The 18,360-nt window shown below is 56.8% G+C and carries 21 protein-coding genes; 2 read left to right on the top strand and 19 right to left on the bottom strand.

Translation table 11 applies throughout. The annotated features are described in order from the left end of the window. Positions 1–50 precede the first annotated feature (50 nt). The 9 genes from lafU to M2433_RS15665 all read right to left on the bottom strand — a co-directional run bounded on the left by lafU (position 51) and on the right by M2433_RS15665 (position 7,247). A complete protein-coding gene (gene lafU, locus M2433_RS15625) occupies positions 51–980 on the bottom strand; it encodes a putative lateral flagellar export/assembly protein LafU (RefSeq protein ID WP_429055451.1) in 930 nt (309 codons plus the stop codon). Then, on the bottom strand, positions 980–1,843 hold the full coding sequence (motA, locus tag M2433_RS15630) for a flagellar motor stator protein MotA (RefSeq protein ID WP_429055449.1): 864 nt from the start codon (positions 1,841–1,843) through the stop codon (positions 980–982). Before motA ends, lafU begins: the two co-directional genes overlap by 1 nt. 7 nt (positions 1,844–1,850) lie before the next feature. Continuing rightward, on the bottom strand, positions 1,851–2,552 hold the full coding sequence (locus M2433_RS15635) for a FliA/WhiG family RNA polymerase sigma factor (protein ID WP_047347553.1): 702 nt from the start codon (positions 2,550–2,552) through the stop codon (positions 1,851–1,853). 13 nt (positions 2,553–2,565) lie between these two features. Then, a complete protein-coding gene (locus tag M2433_RS15640) occupies positions 2,566–3,036 on the bottom strand; it encodes a flagellar basal body-associated FliL family protein (protein WP_429055448.1) in 471 nt (156 codons plus the stop codon). Between the two features lie 10 nt (positions 3,037–3,046). After that, on the bottom strand, positions 3,047–4,114 hold the full coding sequence (locus M2433_RS15645) for a flagellar hook-length control protein FliK (RefSeq protein WP_429055446.1): 1,068 nt from the start codon (positions 4,112–4,114) through the stop codon (positions 3,047–3,049). Further along, positions 4,114–4,413: a hypothetical protein gene (locus M2433_RS15650; RefSeq protein ID WP_429055443.1), complete on the bottom strand. Its 300-nt coding sequence runs from the start codon at positions 4,411–4,413 to the stop codon at positions 4,114–4,116. The genes M2433_RS15645 and M2433_RS15650 overlap by 1 nt, the downstream gene beginning before the upstream one ends. Before the next feature lie 2 nt (positions 4,414–4,415). Continuing rightward, positions 4,416–4,808, bottom strand: a complete 393-nt coding sequence (gene fliS, locus M2433_RS15655; protein WP_047347551.1) for a flagellar export chaperone FliS — start codon at positions 4,806–4,808, stop codon at positions 4,416–4,418. Positions 4,809–4,829: 21 nt separating this feature from the next. Next, positions 4,830–6,164, bottom strand: coding sequence for a flagellar filament capping protein FliD (gene fliD, locus M2433_RS15660; protein ID WP_429055441.1), 1,335 nt, complete (start codon positions 6,162–6,164; stop codon positions 4,830–4,832). A 204-nt stretch (positions 6,165–6,368) separates the two neighbouring features. Further along, positions 6,369–7,247 (bottom strand): flagellin, encoded by an 879-nt coding sequence (locus M2433_RS15665; RefSeq protein ID WP_429055439.1) that lies wholly within the window; start codon positions 7,245–7,247, stop codon positions 6,369–6,371. 745 nt (positions 7,248–7,992) lie between these two features. On the opposite strand from M2433_RS15665, the gene M2433_RS15670 reads away from it, so the two are divergent. Next, complete coding sequence (locus M2433_RS15670; protein WP_429055436.1) at positions 7,993–8,934, top strand: winged helix-turn-helix domain-containing protein; 942 nt, start codon at positions 7,993–7,995, stop codon at positions 8,932–8,934. Next, positions 8,906–9,373 (top strand): hypothetical protein, encoded by a 468-nt coding sequence (locus tag M2433_RS15675; protein ID WP_429055434.1) that lies wholly within the window; start codon positions 8,906–8,908, stop codon positions 9,371–9,373. The genes M2433_RS15670 and M2433_RS15675 overlap by 29 nt, the downstream gene beginning before the upstream one ends. 18 nt (positions 9,374–9,391) lie before the next feature. On the opposite strand, the gene M2433_RS15680 is transcribed toward M2433_RS15675, so the two are convergent. From M2433_RS15680 to flgD, 10 genes are read right to left on the bottom strand one after another with little or no spacing between them, the layout of a single operon-like run. After that, the gene (locus M2433_RS15680; RefSeq protein ID WP_429055432.1) at positions 9,392–10,402 is read right to left on the bottom strand and encodes a hypothetical protein; all 1,011 of its coding nucleotides are present in this window, start codon (positions 10,400–10,402) and stop codon (positions 9,392–9,394) included. 6 nt (positions 10,403–10,408) lie between these two features. Beyond that, entirely contained in the window at positions 10,409–11,323 is a 915-nt protein-coding gene (gene flgL, locus M2433_RS15685; RefSeq protein WP_429055430.1) for a flagellar hook-associated protein FlgL, read from the bottom strand. A 22-nt stretch (positions 11,324–11,345) separates the two neighbouring features. Then, entirely contained in the window at positions 11,346–12,713 is a 1,368-nt protein-coding gene (gene flgK, locus M2433_RS15690; protein WP_429055427.1) for a flagellar hook-associated protein FlgK, read from the bottom strand. Between the two features lie 3 nt (positions 12,714–12,716). Then, entirely contained in the window at positions 12,717–13,106 is a 390-nt protein-coding gene (locus tag M2433_RS15695) for a rod-binding protein (protein ID WP_429055425.1), read from the bottom strand. Beyond that, positions 13,106–14,197 (bottom strand): flagellar basal body P-ring protein FlgI, encoded by a 1,092-nt coding sequence (locus M2433_RS15700; RefSeq protein ID WP_063957930.1) that lies wholly within the window; start codon positions 14,195–14,197, stop codon positions 13,106–13,108. The genes M2433_RS15695 and M2433_RS15700 overlap by 1 nt, the downstream gene beginning before the upstream one ends. 11 nt (positions 14,198–14,208) lie before the next feature. Beyond that, complete coding sequence (gene flgH, locus M2433_RS15705; RefSeq protein WP_429055422.1) at positions 14,209–14,874, bottom strand: flagellar basal body L-ring protein FlgH; 666 nt, start codon at positions 14,872–14,874, stop codon at positions 14,209–14,211. A 24-nt stretch (positions 14,875–14,898) separates the two neighbouring features. Next, complete coding sequence (flgG, locus tag M2433_RS15710) at positions 14,899–15,684, bottom strand: flagellar basal-body rod protein FlgG (protein WP_429055420.1); 786 nt, start codon at positions 15,682–15,684, stop codon at positions 14,899–14,901. 21 nt (positions 15,685–15,705) lie between these two features. Then, positions 15,706–16,437, bottom strand: a complete 732-nt coding sequence (locus M2433_RS15715) for a flagellar basal body rod protein FlgF (protein WP_429055418.1) — start codon at positions 16,435–16,437, stop codon at positions 15,706–15,708. Between the two features lie 3 nt (positions 16,438–16,440). Then, positions 16,441–17,643, bottom strand: coding sequence for a flagellar hook protein FlgE (flgE, locus tag M2433_RS15720; protein WP_429055416.1), 1,203 nt, complete (start codon positions 17,641–17,643; stop codon positions 16,441–16,443). Positions 17,644–17,677: 34 nt separating this feature from the next. Beyond that, on the bottom strand, positions 17,678–18,358 hold the full coding sequence (gene flgD, locus M2433_RS15725) for a flagellar hook assembly protein FlgD (RefSeq protein ID WP_429055413.1): 681 nt from the start codon (positions 18,356–18,358) through the stop codon (positions 17,678–17,680). Between the last annotated feature and the right edge of the window lie 2 nt (positions 18,359–18,360).

Below are 18,360 nucleotides of genomic sequence, written 5' to 3' on the forward strand. Positions count from 1 at the left end.
GGTACAAAGGTGATGATGAGGCGGAACAGGTTCACAGCGCGACGGTCGAATTAAGGGTTTTGAGCGAGTTTTTCGGTCAGCGGCTTAATCACCTTCTCACCGTGCTGGCCAAAAAACTGATACAGCGAATCGCTGGCCGAATGCGTCAGCACCATGATTTCAATCCGGCGGTTGGCCGAACTGAGCGGGTGCTCCGGGTCAAGCAGCATCTGATCGGCCATACCGCTAACCTGCAGAACTTTGTTGGGATCCAGGCCGCTGCGGGTCAGCACCGAACGCGCCTGCATTGCGCGCTCGCCGGAAAGATTCCAGTTGTTGTAAAGCTCCTGATCGCGAAAGCAGGTGGCATCGGTATGGCCCGTGATGATGATTTTGTTATTGATTTTGTTCAGCTCGGGGGCAAACTCGGTGAGCAGGCGCTTGAAGAACGGCGTCAGGATCGCGCTGCTGCGCTGGAACATCTCCCGTTTCCGATCGTCGGTGATCAGAATACGCAGCCCCTGCGGCACGATTTCCATCTTCAGGTTGGCCTGCGCGTCGTAGGCTGACGTGATCTTCATGATGATGCGCGCCAGGTCTTCAATCTCGTTTTGAGAACGCGCGCTGACCTCTTCCAGGCTCTCCGTCTTTTTATTCTGGCTCGCGAGCGCGGCATCTTTCTTCGCCTGCTCTTTAAGGTGCTCTTTTTTCCTGGCGTGACGCGTATCAAGCAGCGCGAGCTGGCCGCCGTTCCCCTCTTTCTGGGTAACAGGCGTCATCGAATTGCCTTCAAAAATAGACTCGCCGTTCAGCAGCGAGACAATCTCTTTACGTTCTTCTTCCGTTACCGCGCCCATAATCCACAGCACCATAAACAGCGCCATCATCGCCAGCGTAAAATCGGCGAAGGCGACTTTCCACGCGCCGCCATGAAAGGTGTCATGGCTTTTGCGCGAGGAGCGTTTGATGATGGTGGTATGTTCTTTGTTGCGGCTGCGCATCAGGCTTCACCCGTCATCTGTTCCACCCAGCCGTCCAGCGTCGCGAAGGTTGGTTTGGAATCCATCGGCAGCATTTTGCGACCCGCATCCACCGCCAGCAGCGTCGGCTTACCGGCCACGTGGTTAACCAGCACCGTACGCACGCACTCCAGCACGGCCAGCTGTTTTTTGGTACGCTGTTCCATGGCGTTCGCCACCGGATCCATTAAGCAGTAGCAGAAGAAGACGCCGAGGAAGGTACCCACCAGCGCGGCGGCCACTTTTACCCCAATCACCGCGATGGAACCGTCGATAGACTGCATGGTGATGATGATCCCAAGCACCGCGGCACAGATCCCGAAGCCCGGCATCGCCTCCGCCGTACGCTGCAGGGAGCGGGACGGTTGCAGCAGGTTTTCCTCCATCGCCACCAGCTCCTGCTCGAGGATCCCTTCCAGCTCGTGCTCGTTAATCTTGCCCATCGCCATCAGGCGGAAGTTATCGGAGATAAAGGTCACCAGCGCCTTATCGTGGAGCATGAGCGGATACCGCTGGAACAGCGGGCTGTTTTCCGGCGACTCGATGTGCTCGTCCAGCACCTTCAGGCCGCCGTCCTGCACCAGCTCCAGCAGTTCATATAACAGCATCAGAAGCTGGCGCTGGTACTCGTTGGTGTATTCGTTTTTGCGCATGATGCCGCGAAACTGGCGGTACATTTCCGCCAGAACGGCGCGAGGGTTAGCCAGCACCATGGCGCCTAAACCTGCGCCAAGGATGATGATAATTTCACCAGGTTGCCAGAACGAGCCGAGATGGCCGCCGGACATGAGGAAGCCGCCAACCACGCAGCTCATGATGATTACGATACCGAAGAATTTCTGCATAAACCTTTCACTTCTGGAAAAAAGACTGAATTTTTTGGGCGATTTTTTTATTGAGCTGACACACCCTGGCTTCCGTTAAATCAAGCACCAGAGCGATCTCTTTCAGGCTCATCTCATGCTGGTAATAAAGCGTCACAATCAGTTGTTCACGCTCGTCCAGCGAGGCCAGCGCGCTGCGCAGCGTCCGGCTGGTGACGACTTCGTCTTCCAGCTGTCGGCTATTCAGCGCCCCGGTGTGGGCATCATTGCCCAGTAGTTCATCCAGGCTCTCTATCGTTTTGGCGCAGTCCAGCAATAAATATTCCTGATACTCCTCCGCCGAGATGGACAGATGGCGGTTAAGATCCTCAAATGTGGGCGTCCGCCCGAGCTGGCGCGCCATCTCGCGGATACTGTCGTTCAGCTTGTGGGTCTTTTGCCGCAAGCGGCGAGGGCGCCAGTCCAGCAGACGCAGTTCATCCAGCACCGCCCCGCGGATACGCTGCACGGCGTAGGCGGCAAACTGCGCGTCCGGGTGCCCATAGCGGCGCAAAGAGGTCAGTAGCCCCATCAGGGCGATCTGCTCCATATCTTCGCGATCGATCACGCTGCTGGTCTGATAGGCGAGCTGCTTCACCACCTTGTTCACCAGCGGCAAATAGGCGCTGACGTAGCGCGCTTCGTCTGCGGCCGTCAGGGTGTCACTCGCAATAAAGTCCATCATGTCCATTACGGCTTAACCGTCACTGGAAGACCATTTTGCTGATGATGACGTCGTTAAAAGGGACGTCCATCTTCAGGCTCTTGAACCGCTCGCGGTAGGCGGCCTGCAGCTTATCGTGCAGCTGGTTCACGCTCATGGCGCGCACTTCGTCGTAGTCGAGATCGGAGAGCAGGCTAACCGTTGCGCCACGCACCGCCGGGATCATATCCTTCGCTTTCGCTGCCTCTTCCGGGCCATTGGTCGCCAGGTTCAGCTCCAGCAGCAGGTAGCGCTCCGTCTCCCCGTTTCCCTTCAGGGTAATCACGACGTTTTTAATCTCCACAAACTCCACGGCTCCCTTGTCAGAGCTGCTGAATATCCCGGATAAGAAACTGCTGCCCGTCGCTTCATCCATGCGCAGCAAATGAGTACCCACTACCGTCATCCCCGCCGCCAGCATGGCGGTAAAGAGGGCGATAACGAGGCCGAAAGAGAGTGTTTTTACATTCATATCGTTTTGTTTAAACCGTTAGTAGTACCGAGTCATCGCGTCGGAGGTCCGGCGAATCCGCTGTATTGGCCGCGATTTCCGCTCCCGCCAGGATGGCGTTGTGCTGCCCGGTGAATGATTGTCCTCGGCCCTGCTGCTGCCCCCCGGACTGGGATGACACCTGCACGTTAACCTGGACAAAATTCTGCTCCGTCAGGCTCTGACGAAGGTCGTTGCTCGTCTGCTGCAGGGCGCGATACACCTCGGCATGGCTGGCGTTGATCTGCACCTGCACCCGCCCGTTATCGACCTGCATTGAAATATCGATTTTCCCCATATCCGGCGGGTCAAGGCGGATAGTCGCATGCTGAATTTGCTGCTTCACCTGCACCTGCAAACGTTCGCCCAGCGCGCGCTGCAGCTGTTCCCCCCAGCGCCCGGGCTCGGGATCCATTTTCAATGTTGTGGTCGCTACCGGCATCGGTGCGGACGTCGGGGCGTCGGCAATGTCGCTTCCCGGCTGCGGGGTAATGAGGGTCGTCTGAGCCACCGGTGCCATCGCCGCCATCAGCGTCGGGGTGACGGACTGTACGGCAGGCAGCGGGCTCGCCGCGGGGTCGACAGGGCCCACCGGCGTCGCCTGATGTGATGGTGAAAGCGAGGGAGAAATGCCCATCGGCAGTGCCTGCGCCGCCAGCTGCGGCTGCAGGTTTTGCATCACGGCGTCAGCGGCGGGCTGCGCCTTCGCAAGGTAGCCAGAAGAAGGCTGCACCGGCATCTGGCTGGTCATCAGCAGCGCTTCCAGCAGCTGCTGCGGGGCATCGGCCTTCAGCAGGGAATCGCCCGGCGCCGGCGCGTCGGCGGTCTCGTCGTCATCATCGTCGCTGCGTTGTGGAAGCGGCACCGCACTCACGGTGGTGTCGCGCGTCGTTTTAGTCTGCCCGACCATGAGAGAATTAATCACGTTCAGCAGCGCGTCGTTAAACGCCGCCGGCGTCTGTGCGGGGGTCTCCACCGCTTTCGGGCCGGCAATCGGTTCTGCCTGCATGGTCAGGCCGGAACCGTTGACCATTCCCTGCGCCAGGTTGAGGATATCCATCAGCGCACGCCTCCATCGTTAGAAAACAGAGCGTAGGCCGCCGCCCCTTCACGATTGCGCATCGCGAGGTTAAGTTTGGCCTCAACCCTATCGCTCTCGCCCTGGCAATAATCGCGCGCCTGCCGGTGAACCTTTTTCAGCTCGTCCAGCGCCTGACGCTCGTCTGCTGTCAGCGTTTTTCCCCGGATCGCGGTCAGCAGCTCGGCGATTTTGGCATCCACGTTCATCACGGCGGACCAGTTGTGATCTTCCGTCGCCTGGCGTAACCCGCGCGTTAAGACCTGAATGACGTGTTGCATGCTCATGCCGTCTGGCCCATTCGCTGCCAGCCGTCCTGGATATTGCCGAGGATCACTTCCACCTCGTCAATAATCTCGACCGAGAGCTTATGGCTGGCGTCATACAAACGATAAACGCAGTAGTCGTACAGGTTCGCCAGGCTCAGCGCCAGCTCGCCGCCCTTTTCGAAATCCAGCGAGCTGGTCAACGCATTGAGAATGTCGATGCACTTGTTGATGCTCTGCGCCTTGCGCTCGTAGCGACGGGCAACAATATGGCTTTTGGCCCGGACCAGCTCATCCATCAGGCCGTTAAACAGCATCAGCACCAGCTGGTGCGGATTCGCCGCCGAGGCCTGAATGGCCAGATCGGATTGTTGATACAGGCCGTAGCCTTCCTGATCATTTCCGTACATTGAACGTCGGTTCCCTTAGAATTAAACAAACATGCTCATGGTGTTGTTCATCTGCGTCATGATCTTCTGCAGCTGCGTAAACTGCTTGAGATAGCGGTTGTAGGAGGATTCATAACGCGTATTCATTTTTTCGGTTTTGTTATCGATTTCCGTCTTCTGGCGATCCTGGGTGTCCTGGCGACTTTTCAACAGGCCGCTGCTGGTGCTGAGGTATTTATCCAGCGACTTATCCATCGCCTTAATCAGGCCGTCGTTGCCGTTAAAGAACTGCGCGACCGTCTGCGGGTCATTTTTGAGCTGCTTTTCCAGCACGTCAGAATCGAGGGTGAGCTTGCCGTCTTTATCTGCGGCAATACCGAACTTACTCATGTTCTGGTCGCCAAACGTGCCGCGCAGCAAATTACCCAGGCTGCTGCTAAGCGAGGACATGCTGGCATCGCCCGCGAACGCGCCGCGCGTATCTGCGCTGGTACCGCTTTTCGTCATGTCCGTGAGGGTGTCGCGCAGGGCGTTGTAGGCGTCGAGAAACGCCTGGATCTGATTCTTTGTTTCGGTGGTATCGGTATCGATAGAGATCACCAGCGGCTTATTCGCCTCCGTGGTGCCGGTCAGCTTAATGGAGACGCCGTCAACCAAATCGTCCAGCGTATTGGAGCTGCTGGAATATTGTGTCGGCGAATCCCCCAGCGTAAACAGCGCATCTTTCCCGTTTGTGATCGTCTGGGGGTTATCGAAAATGTTCTGCCCGGCCGTCATCCCGCTGGTGTCCAGCTGGATATCGTACTTCGCGCCGCTCTGGTCGCTGCTTAGCATCAGCGAAACGTTGCCGTCGATGCGCATCAGCGAGGCAGTGACGCCATTCTGCGCGCTGGTCGCCGTGGTAGAGGAATTATCCGACGCGCTCGGGAAGTCGGTTTTATTAATCGCATCGGCAAAATCAGCGAGGCTGTTCAGGCCGTCCATATCAACCTCAATGCTTTCACCGTTGAGGTTGATCTTCAGCGTACCGCTCGCGTTTTTGATGGCGTCATCGTCCAGCCCTGCGAAGCTTTTCTGCTGGGCGGTCGCCAGCTGTGTGACGTTCAGGCTGTAGGTCCCTTTACGCGCGCTGGCGCTGGCGCTGATCGTCGCAATGCCTTCCTGGTTCATGGTGGCGATGTTTTTCAGGACGCTGGCGCTGCTGGCGTTCAGGGCGGTAATAGAGCTACGGAAGGTTGTCAGGGCCGTACGCAGCGACGCGAGCGCTTTCGTCTGCGCGTCATAGGTCGTTTTCTGCGTTTTGATTGCGTTTTGCAGTGCAAGGATATCGTAGCCTGCTAATGTTGTAGCCATCTGAGAGGGATCGAAATCAGACATAGTCGGTTCTCCTGACACGCAAGTTATGAACGGTATGCATTAGACATAGCAACTATCGTGCCAATTTTTAAGTTGTTTACTTTCAATGAATTAGATATGAGAAGGAATGTATGCTTCCGCTTTTTCCGTCAGAGGGAAAGGAAGGAGCAGATACAAAAACACCGCCATGCAGCGGTGTTTTTTTCATCTTTATTCCGGGATGGATTAGCCCAGCAGATTCATAACCATGCCGGACATGCTGTTGGACTGCTTCAGCATGGACATACCGGTTTGTGCCAGCATCTGATTACGGGTCATGCTTGACGCTTCGGTGGCGTAGTCCGCATCCTGGATGTTGCTCAGCGCCAGATCGGTGTTGTCTTTCATGTTCGCCAGGTTCGCCGCGGTGTGGCTCAGGCGGTTAATGCTTGCACCCATTTTGGAACGTACTGAACCCACGTCATCCAGAGAACCTTCCAGCGCGGTCATCAGTTTCTTCGCATCGTCAGCGGAGGTAAGATTCAGGCCGCTCGCACCAGCCAGCGCCTGAATTTTGCTGAACTGGCCGCTGGCGTTAGTCAGCGCGCCTGTGCCGCCGCTCAGCTCTTTAGACAGGTCAACCTTCATGGTTTCATCAGTAGAAGAACCGATCTGGAAGTTCAGCGCTTTCGCAAATTTGCCGGAGGCGCCGAACAGTTTGTCACCCGCGTAAGAGGTGTTGTTCATGATGTTGCCCAGCTCAGAGTTGAGGTCGTTCAGCTCGGAGTTGATGGCATCGCGGTCTTTCTGGGTGTTGGTGTCGTTCGCTGCCTGCGTGGCGAGGTCTTTCATGCGGTACATGATGTTGCTCACCTCATCGAACGCGCCTTCAGAGGTTTGCAGCAGCGCGGTCGCATCAGAGATGTTACGTTTTGCCACGTTCATGCCGTTGCTCTGGCCCTGCAGGCGGGTTGCGATCTGCAGACCTGCCGCATCGTCAGCAGCGGAGTTAATGCGTTTACCGGTACCCAGACGTTCCATTGCGGTGGACAGCATGTTGTTGGATTTGTTCATCGCATTGATGGATGACATGGAGGAAGCGCTGGTGAAGATAGAGAATGACATAATGATTCCTTTTTTTGTCCTGGTGATTCAGATGTTGTACTGAGTAAAGACGACACGGCACTCCCGAAGATTAAATCGAAAATATCTGAACGTTCATTATTTGAACAAAAATGAATTTATCAGCTTGATTTAAAAGCGTTTAAAATTCTTATGTCGTGATTTAACTGCCGACACCGGCCATTTCATATTTTATTAATAATACTTAATATAAAAAGTACCGTTCTCATTTGCCTTATGCGAGACGATAAAATATAAAACCATTAACAGAGCGACCAAAAAACAAATAAATTAAACGCGGTTTATTATTTTTTTAAGCGCCATACTGAAATCATGATCGTTATCAAACAGATCACGACATCAACACAATATATTCACTTTATGATCATCGAAATAACATAAGTTTTATTTAATTATTATTATTAACGTTCAGGCAATAGCGTTCATTTACTCCCTCTCATATTGTTAAAAATGGTGTTGCGCATCACATTTTTATCGCGTAAAAAGAGGGCAGGAAAAGATTATTCCTTCCCTTAGGGGCGTAAAGCAGGTGAAACCCTTTCCGGTGCCGCATAAAATTGAACGACAACGGAAAACCTCAGCGCCCACGTATACTCTCCCGCAGGCAGGCGGCATTCATTAAGAATTCTAAATGGAGTTAACAACTCAATCGGATAATCTCTGATACCTTCAGGTGCCCAATAGATTATCGCCATACTGCTGAGGTGGAAGAATCCATACTATATAAATGAATAAACGTTATTGCTCCGTAAACAACTGGCTGGTTGACGTCACCTCAGGATCGATTCTCCATTTAACCACCGGGGAACGAAAGCGCCTGGGGGAATATCAGCTCAAGCTGCTGGATATTTTGGTTCAGGATCCCGGTAAAATATTTACCCGCGAAGAGTTAACCACTCTGGTCTGGGAACGCCGGGTCATCGGCAATAATAGTTTGCCAAATGCCATTCACGCATTGCGTACCGCATTAGAAGATGATGGTAAAAACCAGCGCATCATCAAAACGATCCCGCGCAAAGGCTATCTGATCGAAGCCGAGTATTGCTGCTTTGTCGAAAAAGACGATGCCACCGTTAAGGAAGACGAGACGGAGGCTGAAACAGCGCCTGCCGAAGCGCCGCTCAATGCTGCCTCTCTGGTTGAACCGGAGCAGCCTGCCGCAGGCGACGAACCCGCACCTGCGGTGAGCGCCGAGCCGGTAGCGGTGGCGGCACCTGAAAAACGCCGTCACAGCATTTTCAGCTTTCTGCTGGTGATGTTCGTCACCGCCATCGTTACGGCTGGCGCCTGCTGGCATCTGCTTGGCGGATACAGCGAGCATCTGGTTTCCCGGGAGATCCAGGCCGGCGTTTACAGCAACATTCATATTTATGCCGTCGAGACGGCAGGCGATCCGCCCTATATTTCCGTGAATCTGTACGGCAAGTTAAAGGACTCGCTGTATGCCATCAACCAGCAGATCCAGATGCAGTCCGCCACGATGCAGATCTTCTTTCATAGCACCAATGCGACGCTGAACTACAGCTTCACGCTGGCCAATAAATGCGACAGCAAGCAGCTGGCGATGGCCATTTATCACTGGCGTACCGATACGGTGCAGCTGAATAACCTGATCCTGCGAGAAACCCGAAGGAAGCTTCATGAACTGGCTACATGCAAAACGCCGTAATCAGGCGATCGCCATCGCCGTTCTGGCGGCACTCGTCGCTCTGGCATTTAACTTTTTCACCACGACATCGACGCTGCAGTATGGCAACGTGAAGGATGACTTCCAGATGGGGTTCTACGACCTGATGTCGCAGCAAAAAGAGATCTACGACGTGAGCCTTAAAACCACGCGCGGCGTGCTGATGACGAACATCACCAGCCCGGATGATAACCGCTTTGTGCTCAAGGGGAAGTTTACGCCGACGCAGAAAAAAAACGGCCGGATCTACTTTACCCTCACCCCCATTTATTACAGCACCGAGCAGAAGGGGCTGATGATAGACGGCCTTGTCGACCAGCTGATGTACTCCAACTACTGGATGGAGCCCATCTCTTTTAATCAACAGTCGCTGGTTGTCGGGCAAAACGGCGCGATCTTCCTCTACCCTGTCTCCCGGTAAACCGGGCTTTTGGGCGCGTTATCCCAGCAGGTTTTTCACCGTCGCCAGCCGCACGTTGGCCTGAGCGCCCAGCGCCTGCGACATCTTGCTAAAACTGCTGGCGCTGCCGGCCAGCCCCGCCCCCAGGTTACGCGAGGCTTCCAGCGCCTGCCGGGAACTGAATACCGTCGCCATATCGTTGATGCGGGCGCTGACGCGATCCTGCTGCTGGCGCAATTTTCCGCGCTGGCCGGTGATGTGGTTAAGGGTCTCCTGCAGCTTTATTTGCCCCTCTCGCTCCCGGCGCGTGGACAGCGTCATCACCTCGTCGCTGCTGGCGTTTTCCGCCTGAGGCGCCAGCACGGTAAAGGCGTCCGCCGGGTAGAGGTTGCCTTCACCCCGTACGGTAAAGTGCTGCTTCACCCGCTCCCACTGGCTTTCATCAACGCTGAACAGCAGCTGGCCGCTGCCCGTCTGGCTGGCATGGATCCCTAAACGCCCCAGCCCAACGTTTAGCTTCGTTATCGTCTGTCGCGGCGTCGCCTCTTCCGGCAGCGCGACGGCTGCCATTTCCCTCGGACCGCCTCCCAGGGAGAAAATCAGCGTTTCCCCGCCTGACGCATACAGGAGCTTCTCGCTGCCCGGTAGGGTGAAATTAACCGTATTCTTCTGCTCCAGCGACACGTTAAGGTGGCGATCCACCGTGCCGCCGGAAAGCTGCATGCGGCGCGAAAGGTGTTTTTGCAGCGCCGCTGTCTGCGCGCCGGCGTCCCCGCTGCGTCCGGACGCGTGGCGCAGCTGAAGCAGCTGCGTTTCCGTTTTTGCCAGATAGCTGTCGGCCTGCTGAACAGCGGTAAGCTGCTGATTCAGCTGCACGTTATAGCGCATCGGACGGCGCGACAGCAGCGCGGACTCGGGGAACGAATGACGGGTTAACCCGGCGTCGGGTGCATTGATCCGCCCGACGGTCTGCGGAGCATCAATACTCCCGCGCCCGGTGGTGCCCGGAGTGGTCGCAATCGATGAGGATGTTTTTAAACCGACTTGCATATCATTTTACAACAAACTGAAAAGATTGAGATTGCTGACCATGCTGTAGGCCTTATATGAGATCTGAATCGAGGTGTTATACAGCTGTAGTTTCGTGTATGACTCCGCCACAGGAGCCTCATTAAGGTCAGTCTCTAGCTGGCCGTTAGACAGGCTGACGTCGGTATGGGCATCGTTAATCAGCGTCAGGCGGTTCTGACGGCCCCCGAGATCGGTAAACAGCGCGCCCAGGCTATCGCTGGTCGACTGGGTCATGTCGATCATCGCGGACAAATCGTCCTTGTAATCTGCATAGCTGGCGTTTGGATCCTGCATCTTTTCGCTCAACGCTTTGAGCTTGTTCAGCATATCCAGATCGTTACCCGTGCTGGAAAAGGCGTGCGAAATATTGGTGTTTTCGGTAATGCTCACGCCGTTGGCCACCGTGGTTTCACGGGTCTTCTCGTTGCCGCCAAACACGTACTGGCCGTTGTCGTCCAGCGTCACGGTTTTGCTGTCGGTCATGGTCCCGGAGAACAGGTAGCTGCCGTTCTCGTTTTTACTGTTCATCGTCGCCACCAGCGAGTCCAGCATGGAGCCCAGCTCCGCGCCGTAGCCCGCCAGATCTTTCTGGCTCAGGGAACTGTTATTCGCCAGCTTCAGCTTGTCGCTGACGGACAGCACCTGGTTGCTGAGGGCGTTAATATGGGATTCCTGCACCGACAGCGCGCCGCTCAGGCGGGTGATATTGCTCTGGTACTGCTTAATGGCCGACTGCTCGCGGTTAAGCTGCACCAGGCGGCTGGCGGTGACCGGGTCGTCAGACGGCACGTTAACGCGCTTTTGCGTCGACAGCTGTTCCATCAGCTTACCCATCTGGGTGCTATTAATACCCATCTGCGACGCCATGGCGTTATAGAGATAAAGGCTGCTTACTCGCATATATCAGATTCCGTGGTTGCGCTTAAAACATGCTTAACAGATCGCTAAACACCTGGTTGCCGGTGGAAATCACCTTCATGCTCGCCTGGTAAGCCTGCATATAGGTTTGCAGATTCATTGCTTCCTGATCCTGATTCACACCGCTCATGTTATCGCGCTGCGTTTGTGCATCATCCCTTACCGCGACGGCCGCCTCCATCTCCGTTTTGCTCTGTTTGCTGGCAATACCGATGGTCGAGATAATGGCCGCCGCCCCTTCGTTCAGGCTCATATTGCCCAGGCCTGGAATATCGGTTTTCTGATTTTTCAGTTCAAGCAGGGCGTTGAGGTTGTCGCCATTGCCCGGCTCTTTCGGATCGCCTGAGAGCGCCAGCTCGTCGGGAGACAAATCGTTTACCTGCAGGATGCCCGCCGGGTTGGACGCGTCGAAGGTGAACAGCGGTTTCCCCTGCTGGCCATTGAGATCGTATCCCTGCGCCAGCTGGTCGTTGAAAAGATCCGCCACCGCCTGCGCCATACCCTGTACGGCGTCACTCATCTGTCCCAGCGTACCGGTTTCATAGTCGTAGAGCGCACCCAGCTGACCGCCGGTTGACGGGTTCAGGGAAAACTCGCTGGTCGAAAATTTCAGCGTCAGCGTGGTGTTGCCGTTGCTGTCCTTACCGGTGCTCAGCGTGCCCGCCGTCTTACCGCTCACCAGCGGCTGACCGTTACTTAACGAGACGGTATAGCCGCTGCTGTCGTCAGTTACTTTGATATCCGCCATCGCGCTCAGCGTCTTCACCAGCTCGTCACGCTGATCGCGCAGTACGCTGCTGTTACCGCCCGTGGAATCCAGCGCAACAATCTTCTTGTTGTACTCGGCAATGTTGCTACTCAGGGTGTTGATCTGATCAACCATCGCCCCGCGCTGCGTGTTGATGGACTCTTTCTGGCTGGAGATAAAATTGTTCATGCTGTTGAAGCGGGTTGACAGCGTCTTCGCCTGGTTCAACAGCTGCTGGCGCAGCGCCGGAGATTCTGGCTCCTGCGTCAGGGCGCTTAGTGCACTCACAAAATCGTCAAGGCCATTGCCGAGGCTCGTCGAGTCGGTACCGATCACCTTCTCCAGAGAGCTGATGTACTCATTACCCATGCTGAAGTAGCTGGCTTTGGTGTTGGTCTGCCAGACCTGATTCACCAGGTACTGGCTGGAGATACGGCGGATGCTGTTCACCTGTACGCCGTTGCCCGGCGAGAGCCCGGCTTCGCCCATCGGGCCGATGGCGCTCTGAACAATTCCCTGACGGGTATAGCCCGGCGTCAGCAAATTATTCGTATTCATCGACGTGACGAGCATCCCCATGTTAGCCGCCTGCAGTCCGCTGTAGGCGATATCAAACATACTCATGGCTTACTCCTGTCCTTCGTTTCTGCGGAACGATACCGTATGACGTTCCTGCGATTGTCCATGTAAAGCGGCCGCTTTCACCTCATTCTTAAGCGGGGCCTTCGCCTGCGGAGAAAGCTGGTTAACAATCATCTGCGCAATGCCGGTGCTGCGCTGGGACGCCAGTTCAGAGGCCATTTTGTCATCATAGAAATCACGCATCATGCGCTGCTGCTTGCTGTTGAACGGGTTGTCTTCCCCCAGCACGTCGGAGGCTTTACGCATCTGCGACAGCATGGCGCGCAGCATTAGCGCCTCGAACTGCTCGGCGGCCTGCTCGAGGTTTTGCGGCTTCGCCTGGCCGGTGATATCACCCGGCAGAATGGCGGTTTGTCGGTTGATCGCATTCAGCATTACATCACCACCAGCTCAGCATCCAGGGCGCCCGCCTCGTGCAGCGCCTGCAGAATCGCCATCGTGTCATCCGGGGCGGCGCCCAGGCTGTTAAGGGTATTCACGATGCTGCGCAGGCTGGTGCCGGCGGAGATCGTGACCATCTGTCCACGACCCCGGTTGACGCTAACGTCGCTCTGCGGCGTGACCACCGTCTGCCCCTGGCCAAACGCGTTTGGCTGGCTGACGTTAGCGGATTCACGAATAGTCACCGTCAGGTTGCCGTGTGATACCGCCGCCGCGCGGACGATCACGCCATCGCCGATCACTACCGTACCGGTACGGGCGTTAAACACCACCCGCGGCGGCTGTTTCCCGGCGTTAATCTGCACATCTTCCAGCGATGACATAAACGCCACCCGCTCGCCTGCGCCCATCGGCGCGCGCACGGAAACGTTGGTGGCGCTCTGGGCGGTTGCGGTTCCCGCGCCAAACGCGTTGTTCAGCGCCACCGCTACGGCGTTGGCGGTTTTAAAGCTCGGCCGCTTGAGGTTCAGCATCACCATCGGCTCCTGCTGAAAATCGCTCGGAATTTCACGTTCTACCGAGCCACCGTTCGGCACGAGACCCACCGTCGGCGTGTTGATGGTCACGCTGGAGCCGCTATTGCCCTGCGCCTTCACGCCGCCCACCACCACGTTGCCCTGCGCCAGGGCGTAAACTTCGCCGTCGGCGCCCCGCAGCTGGGTCATCAGCAGCGTCCCGCCGCGCAGGCTTTTGGCATCGCCAATCGACGAGACGGTAACGTCAATACTTTGCCCGAGCGAGTAGCCCGGCGGCAGCGTCGCGCTAATGGCTACGGCCGCGACGTTCTTCACCTTCGGATCAATTTTGGTCGGCAGTTGAACCCCAAACTGGCGCAGCATATTGGTGACCGACTGGCTGGTGAACTTCACCTGGTTTTTATCCCCGGTACCGTCCAGCCCTACCACCAGGCTGTAGCCGATCAGCTGGTTACCACGCACGCCCTGAATGTCCACCACGTCGCGCAGCGGCTGCGCGGCGACGCCGATGCTGTACAGGCTCAGGAGCAATAAAATTCGTTTAAACACGCGCAACTCCGTCAGATAGGGAACAGGGGATGGTTAAAGAAGCGCACCAGCCAGCCGGCCGCATTCGCATCGCTGAGCGCGCCGCGTCCGGCGTAGGAGATACGCGCGTTAGCGATACGCTGTGATGAGACGGAGTTATCGCGCTCAATATCGTCAGCCCGCACCAGCCCGGTTACCCGCATGTACTCGTCGCCCTGGTTGAGGGTCAGCCATTTTTCACCGCGAATGGCCAGCACGCCGTTAGGCAGCACTTTGTACACCGCCACCGTGATCGCCCCGCGCAGGCTGTTTTGCTGCTGCGACGTGGCGTTGCCGTTGAAGTTGCGGCTGCCGTCAACCGACCCTGACAGCTTATCGACCGAGTGGCCAAAGGCCTCCGGGATGCCGAGAGACACGTCGTTCTTCTTGCCGAAGTTGGTGCGCGCCTGCTTGCTCGCCTGGGTGGATTCGTCCAGCTTAACGGTCAGGATGTCGCCAACGCGATAGGCGCGGCGATCCTGAATAAGCGACCAGTTATAGCCGCTGTTATAGACGCCACCGCCGCGGACGTGCGTCTCCGGCATGGCGAAATCTTCCGGCGGCGCGTACGCCGCATCGTCTTTGTGCACCAGCATTGCCGGGCTTTCGCAGCCCGACAGCACCAGCGCCAGTAAACCGATCGCTACCTGCTTTTTCATCTCTTTCACTTTACGGCTCTGCCGTTACATCGACTGCGTAACAAACTTCAGCATGTCGTCTGCGGCAGAAACCATCTTGGCGTTCATTTCATAGGCGCGCTGGACGGTGATCATGTCGACCATCTCCTCAACGACCTGCACGTTAGAGCCTTCCAGCGATCCCTGCTCCAGCTGACCAAAGGCCTCTTCACCGGGGACGCCTTCCACCGCCTGCCCGCTGGCGGCCGTTTCACGATAGAGGTTGCCGCCCATGGCTTCGAGACCGGCCGGATTCACAAAATTCACCAGCGTCAGCTGGCCCAGCTCAACCGGATCGGTTTCGCCCGCCACCGTGGCGGTAATAGTGCCGTCTTTGCCGATCTGGAGATCCTTCACGTTATCCGGCAGTTCGATTTGCGGAACCAGCGGCAGGCCCTGCGCGTTGGTCAGCACGCCGTCAGGCGATTTTTGCAGGTTACCGGCACGGGTATAGGCGATATCGCCATTGGCCGTCTCCACCTGGAAAAAGCCCTGACCGGTAATCGCCACGTCCAGGGTCTGCCCGGTGTTCTGGATGCTGCCGACGGTGAACTCTTTCTGGGTTCCCACGATCTTGACGCCGGTCCCGAACTGAATGCCGGTTGGGGAGGTATTTTCCTGGTCAAGCTGGCCGCCCGGCGTGCGCTGATTCTGGTAAAACAGATCGGCGAACATGGCGCGATCGCGTTTAAAACCGGTGGTATTGACGTTCGCCAGGTTGTTGGAAATGGCGGTCATTTTGGCGTCCTGCGCCGCTAGCCCAGTTTTACTGATCCATAAAGCGGGATTCATCTGTATTCCTCAAAAGTGTTGTCAGGTGCCGCGAATCAGGCGGTTACCGGCGTTAGCGAGATCTTCCGCCGCTTTCATCATCTTGATCTGCGCTTCAAACTGACGGTTGAGCGCGATGCTGGAGACCATCTCGCTGATGGCCGACACGTTCGCGGATTCAAGATGCCCGGCGGCCACCGTTACCTCTTCATCCCGCGGGTTAAACGCCGCGCGGGTGACCAGAAAACCGGCCTCGTTTTTGCTGAGTTCGCTGGCCGGAATATTCACCAGCTTCACCCGGTCAATATCCATCGGTGCGGCGATATCCCCATCCTCCGGCATGATGGTGATCACCCCATCCTCAGCGATAGAGACGGAGGAGTAAGGCGGCAGCACGATCGGCCCGTTATCGCCTTCCAGCGGCAGGCCGTTCACCGACAGCTCGCCGTCGGCGTTAATGTCAATTTGCCCGTTGCGGGTATAGACCTCGCGGGTGCCGCTGCGCAGCGCAATGAGGCCGTCACCCTTCACGGCAATATCCAGATCGCGGCCGGTTTCACGCATCGCTCCCGGCGTCATATCCACGCCGCCCTGCGTGGGCTTCACCAGATAACGCGAGGCATATCCCTCGCCGTTAATCTGCTGCGTGAGCGCGTTGTCGAGATCGCTGCGAAACCCCTGGGTGTTCACGTTCGCCAGGTTATTCGCGTGGATTTCCTGCTGGGTCAGGCTGCGCGACGCGCCGCTGACGGCGGTGAAAAGTAGACGATCCATCGATTACACCGCCTGGAAGAGCGAATTCATCATGTTGTCGTTGGTGCTGATCACCTTGGTATTCGCCTGGTAGTTGCGCTGGGCCGTCATCAGCCCGACAAGTTCAGAGGTCAGATCCACGTTTGACGACTCCAGCGCCCCGGAAACGACAGAACCCAGCAGGCCGGTGCCCGGCGTGCCGGTCAACGGCGCGCCGGAGCTGGCGGTTTGTGCCCAGGTGGTGCCGTCCTGCGCGGCCAGGCCGTTCGGATTGGCGAAGTTCGCCAGCACCAGCTGCCCCTGCAGCAGGCGTTCGCCGTTGGAGAAGGTCGCATACACGCAGCCGTCTTGATCGATAGCCTGGCCGGTGCGCTCGCCGGAGGCATAGCCGTCGCCTTTGTTTTTGCTGACCGAGAAGTCGGAACCGTACTGGCTGGTGCCGCTGTAGGTCATGTCGATAGTAATGGCGTTCGCGCCCGCAATATCTGCGGTCAGACCCACCGCTCCGCTTGGATCGGTCAGAACGCCCTGGCTGTTGAAGGTCAGCTTCTGCACCTGCTCAGCGCCGCCGCTGGTTACCGGCGCGTCGTCCATGTAGTAGTGAACTTCCCAGGCGTTTTCGCCCGTTTTAACAAAGTACTGATTCAGAGTGTGTTCGCGGCCCAGCGAGTCATAAACCTGGGTGGTGTAGGAGTTGTTGTAGGAGGTGTTGTCCTTCGGGCTGAACGGCGTGGTTTCCGGGATTTCCGCGCGCGCGTCCATATTAGCCGTGAAATCAATACTCCCGGTGGCTTTCGCCGGAATAGAGCCGCTGCTGATGGTCAGGTTACCGATGGTCCCCACCTGGAGCTTTCCGCTGGCATCAACGGGATAGCCCTGAAGATACATTCCGTTATTGTTTACCAGGTGCCCGCTGCTGTCGGTCCCGAAGTAACCCGCGCGGGTATAGGCGGTAGTGCCCGCGCTGTCGCGTACCATAAAGAAACCATTGCCGTTGATCGCCAGATCCAGCGCGGTGCCGGTGGAAGTAATACTTCCTCCTTTGGTAATGCTCTGGGTCACGGCGGAGACACCCACCCCCAGCGGCTGGCTTTCGGCGTACAGCGCGGAGAATTCCGCACGGCCCGATTTAAACCCCACGGTGCCGGAGTTCGCGATGTTGTTTGAGATGGCATTCAGCTGCTCGGTGATGGCATTCAGGCCGGTAGTTGCAATACTAAAGCTCATAATCGTTCCTGTTTAATTAATATCCTGATTCACTTCAGGCTTTGTTCTTAGAGGCAGTGCCAAACTGGCTAATGTTGTTGTAGGCAACCTCGCCAAGACCGTCGATATTCAGCACGGTCGGGCTGCCGTCGAGCGGGATACGCACGTTGTTTACTGTCCCGCCCATTTCAATCGGTACCTTCTCTTCACCGGTGTCGGTCACCACGCTCAGGGTGTATTTGCCCTCGCTCAGCCCCAGCTCTTCAGGATTGAAGGTGAAGTCCACCTGGCCCGCTTCCTGCTTGCCCAGCTCGATTTTATGTTCAACGCCAGCGGCATCTTTCACGACCACGGTGACCACGCCAGCGGCATGTTCCAGCGTCAGGCGTCCGTCCAGCGTGCTTTCACCATCGCTGTTCACCGAGTCGGTCTGCACCATGACGTGCTGCCCAACCAGATTGCCGGTAGTAAGCGTTTGCAGGTTGTCCATCAGCACGGAGTTGTTCGCCATCAGCTGCGACATCGTCTCCATTGACTGCACCTGGGTCAGCTGCGCCAGCTGGCTGACGTACTCGGTGCCGTCGGTGGGGTTGAGCGGGTCCTGATTCTGGATCTGCGCGACCAGCAGCTGCATAAACATGGTGTTCATGCCGGAGGCGGTGCTGTTGCTGGCAATGCCGTCCGTCGTGCTGCCGGAACGGCTGCTGGCGTACGCGCTGTCTACGTTCATGTCCATGC

The organism is Enterobacter sp. AC1 (assembly GCF_050434705.1).
Taxonomy (GTDB): Bacteria; Pseudomonadota; Gammaproteobacteria; order Enterobacterales; family Enterobacteriaceae; genus Enterobacter; species Enterobacter cloacae_L.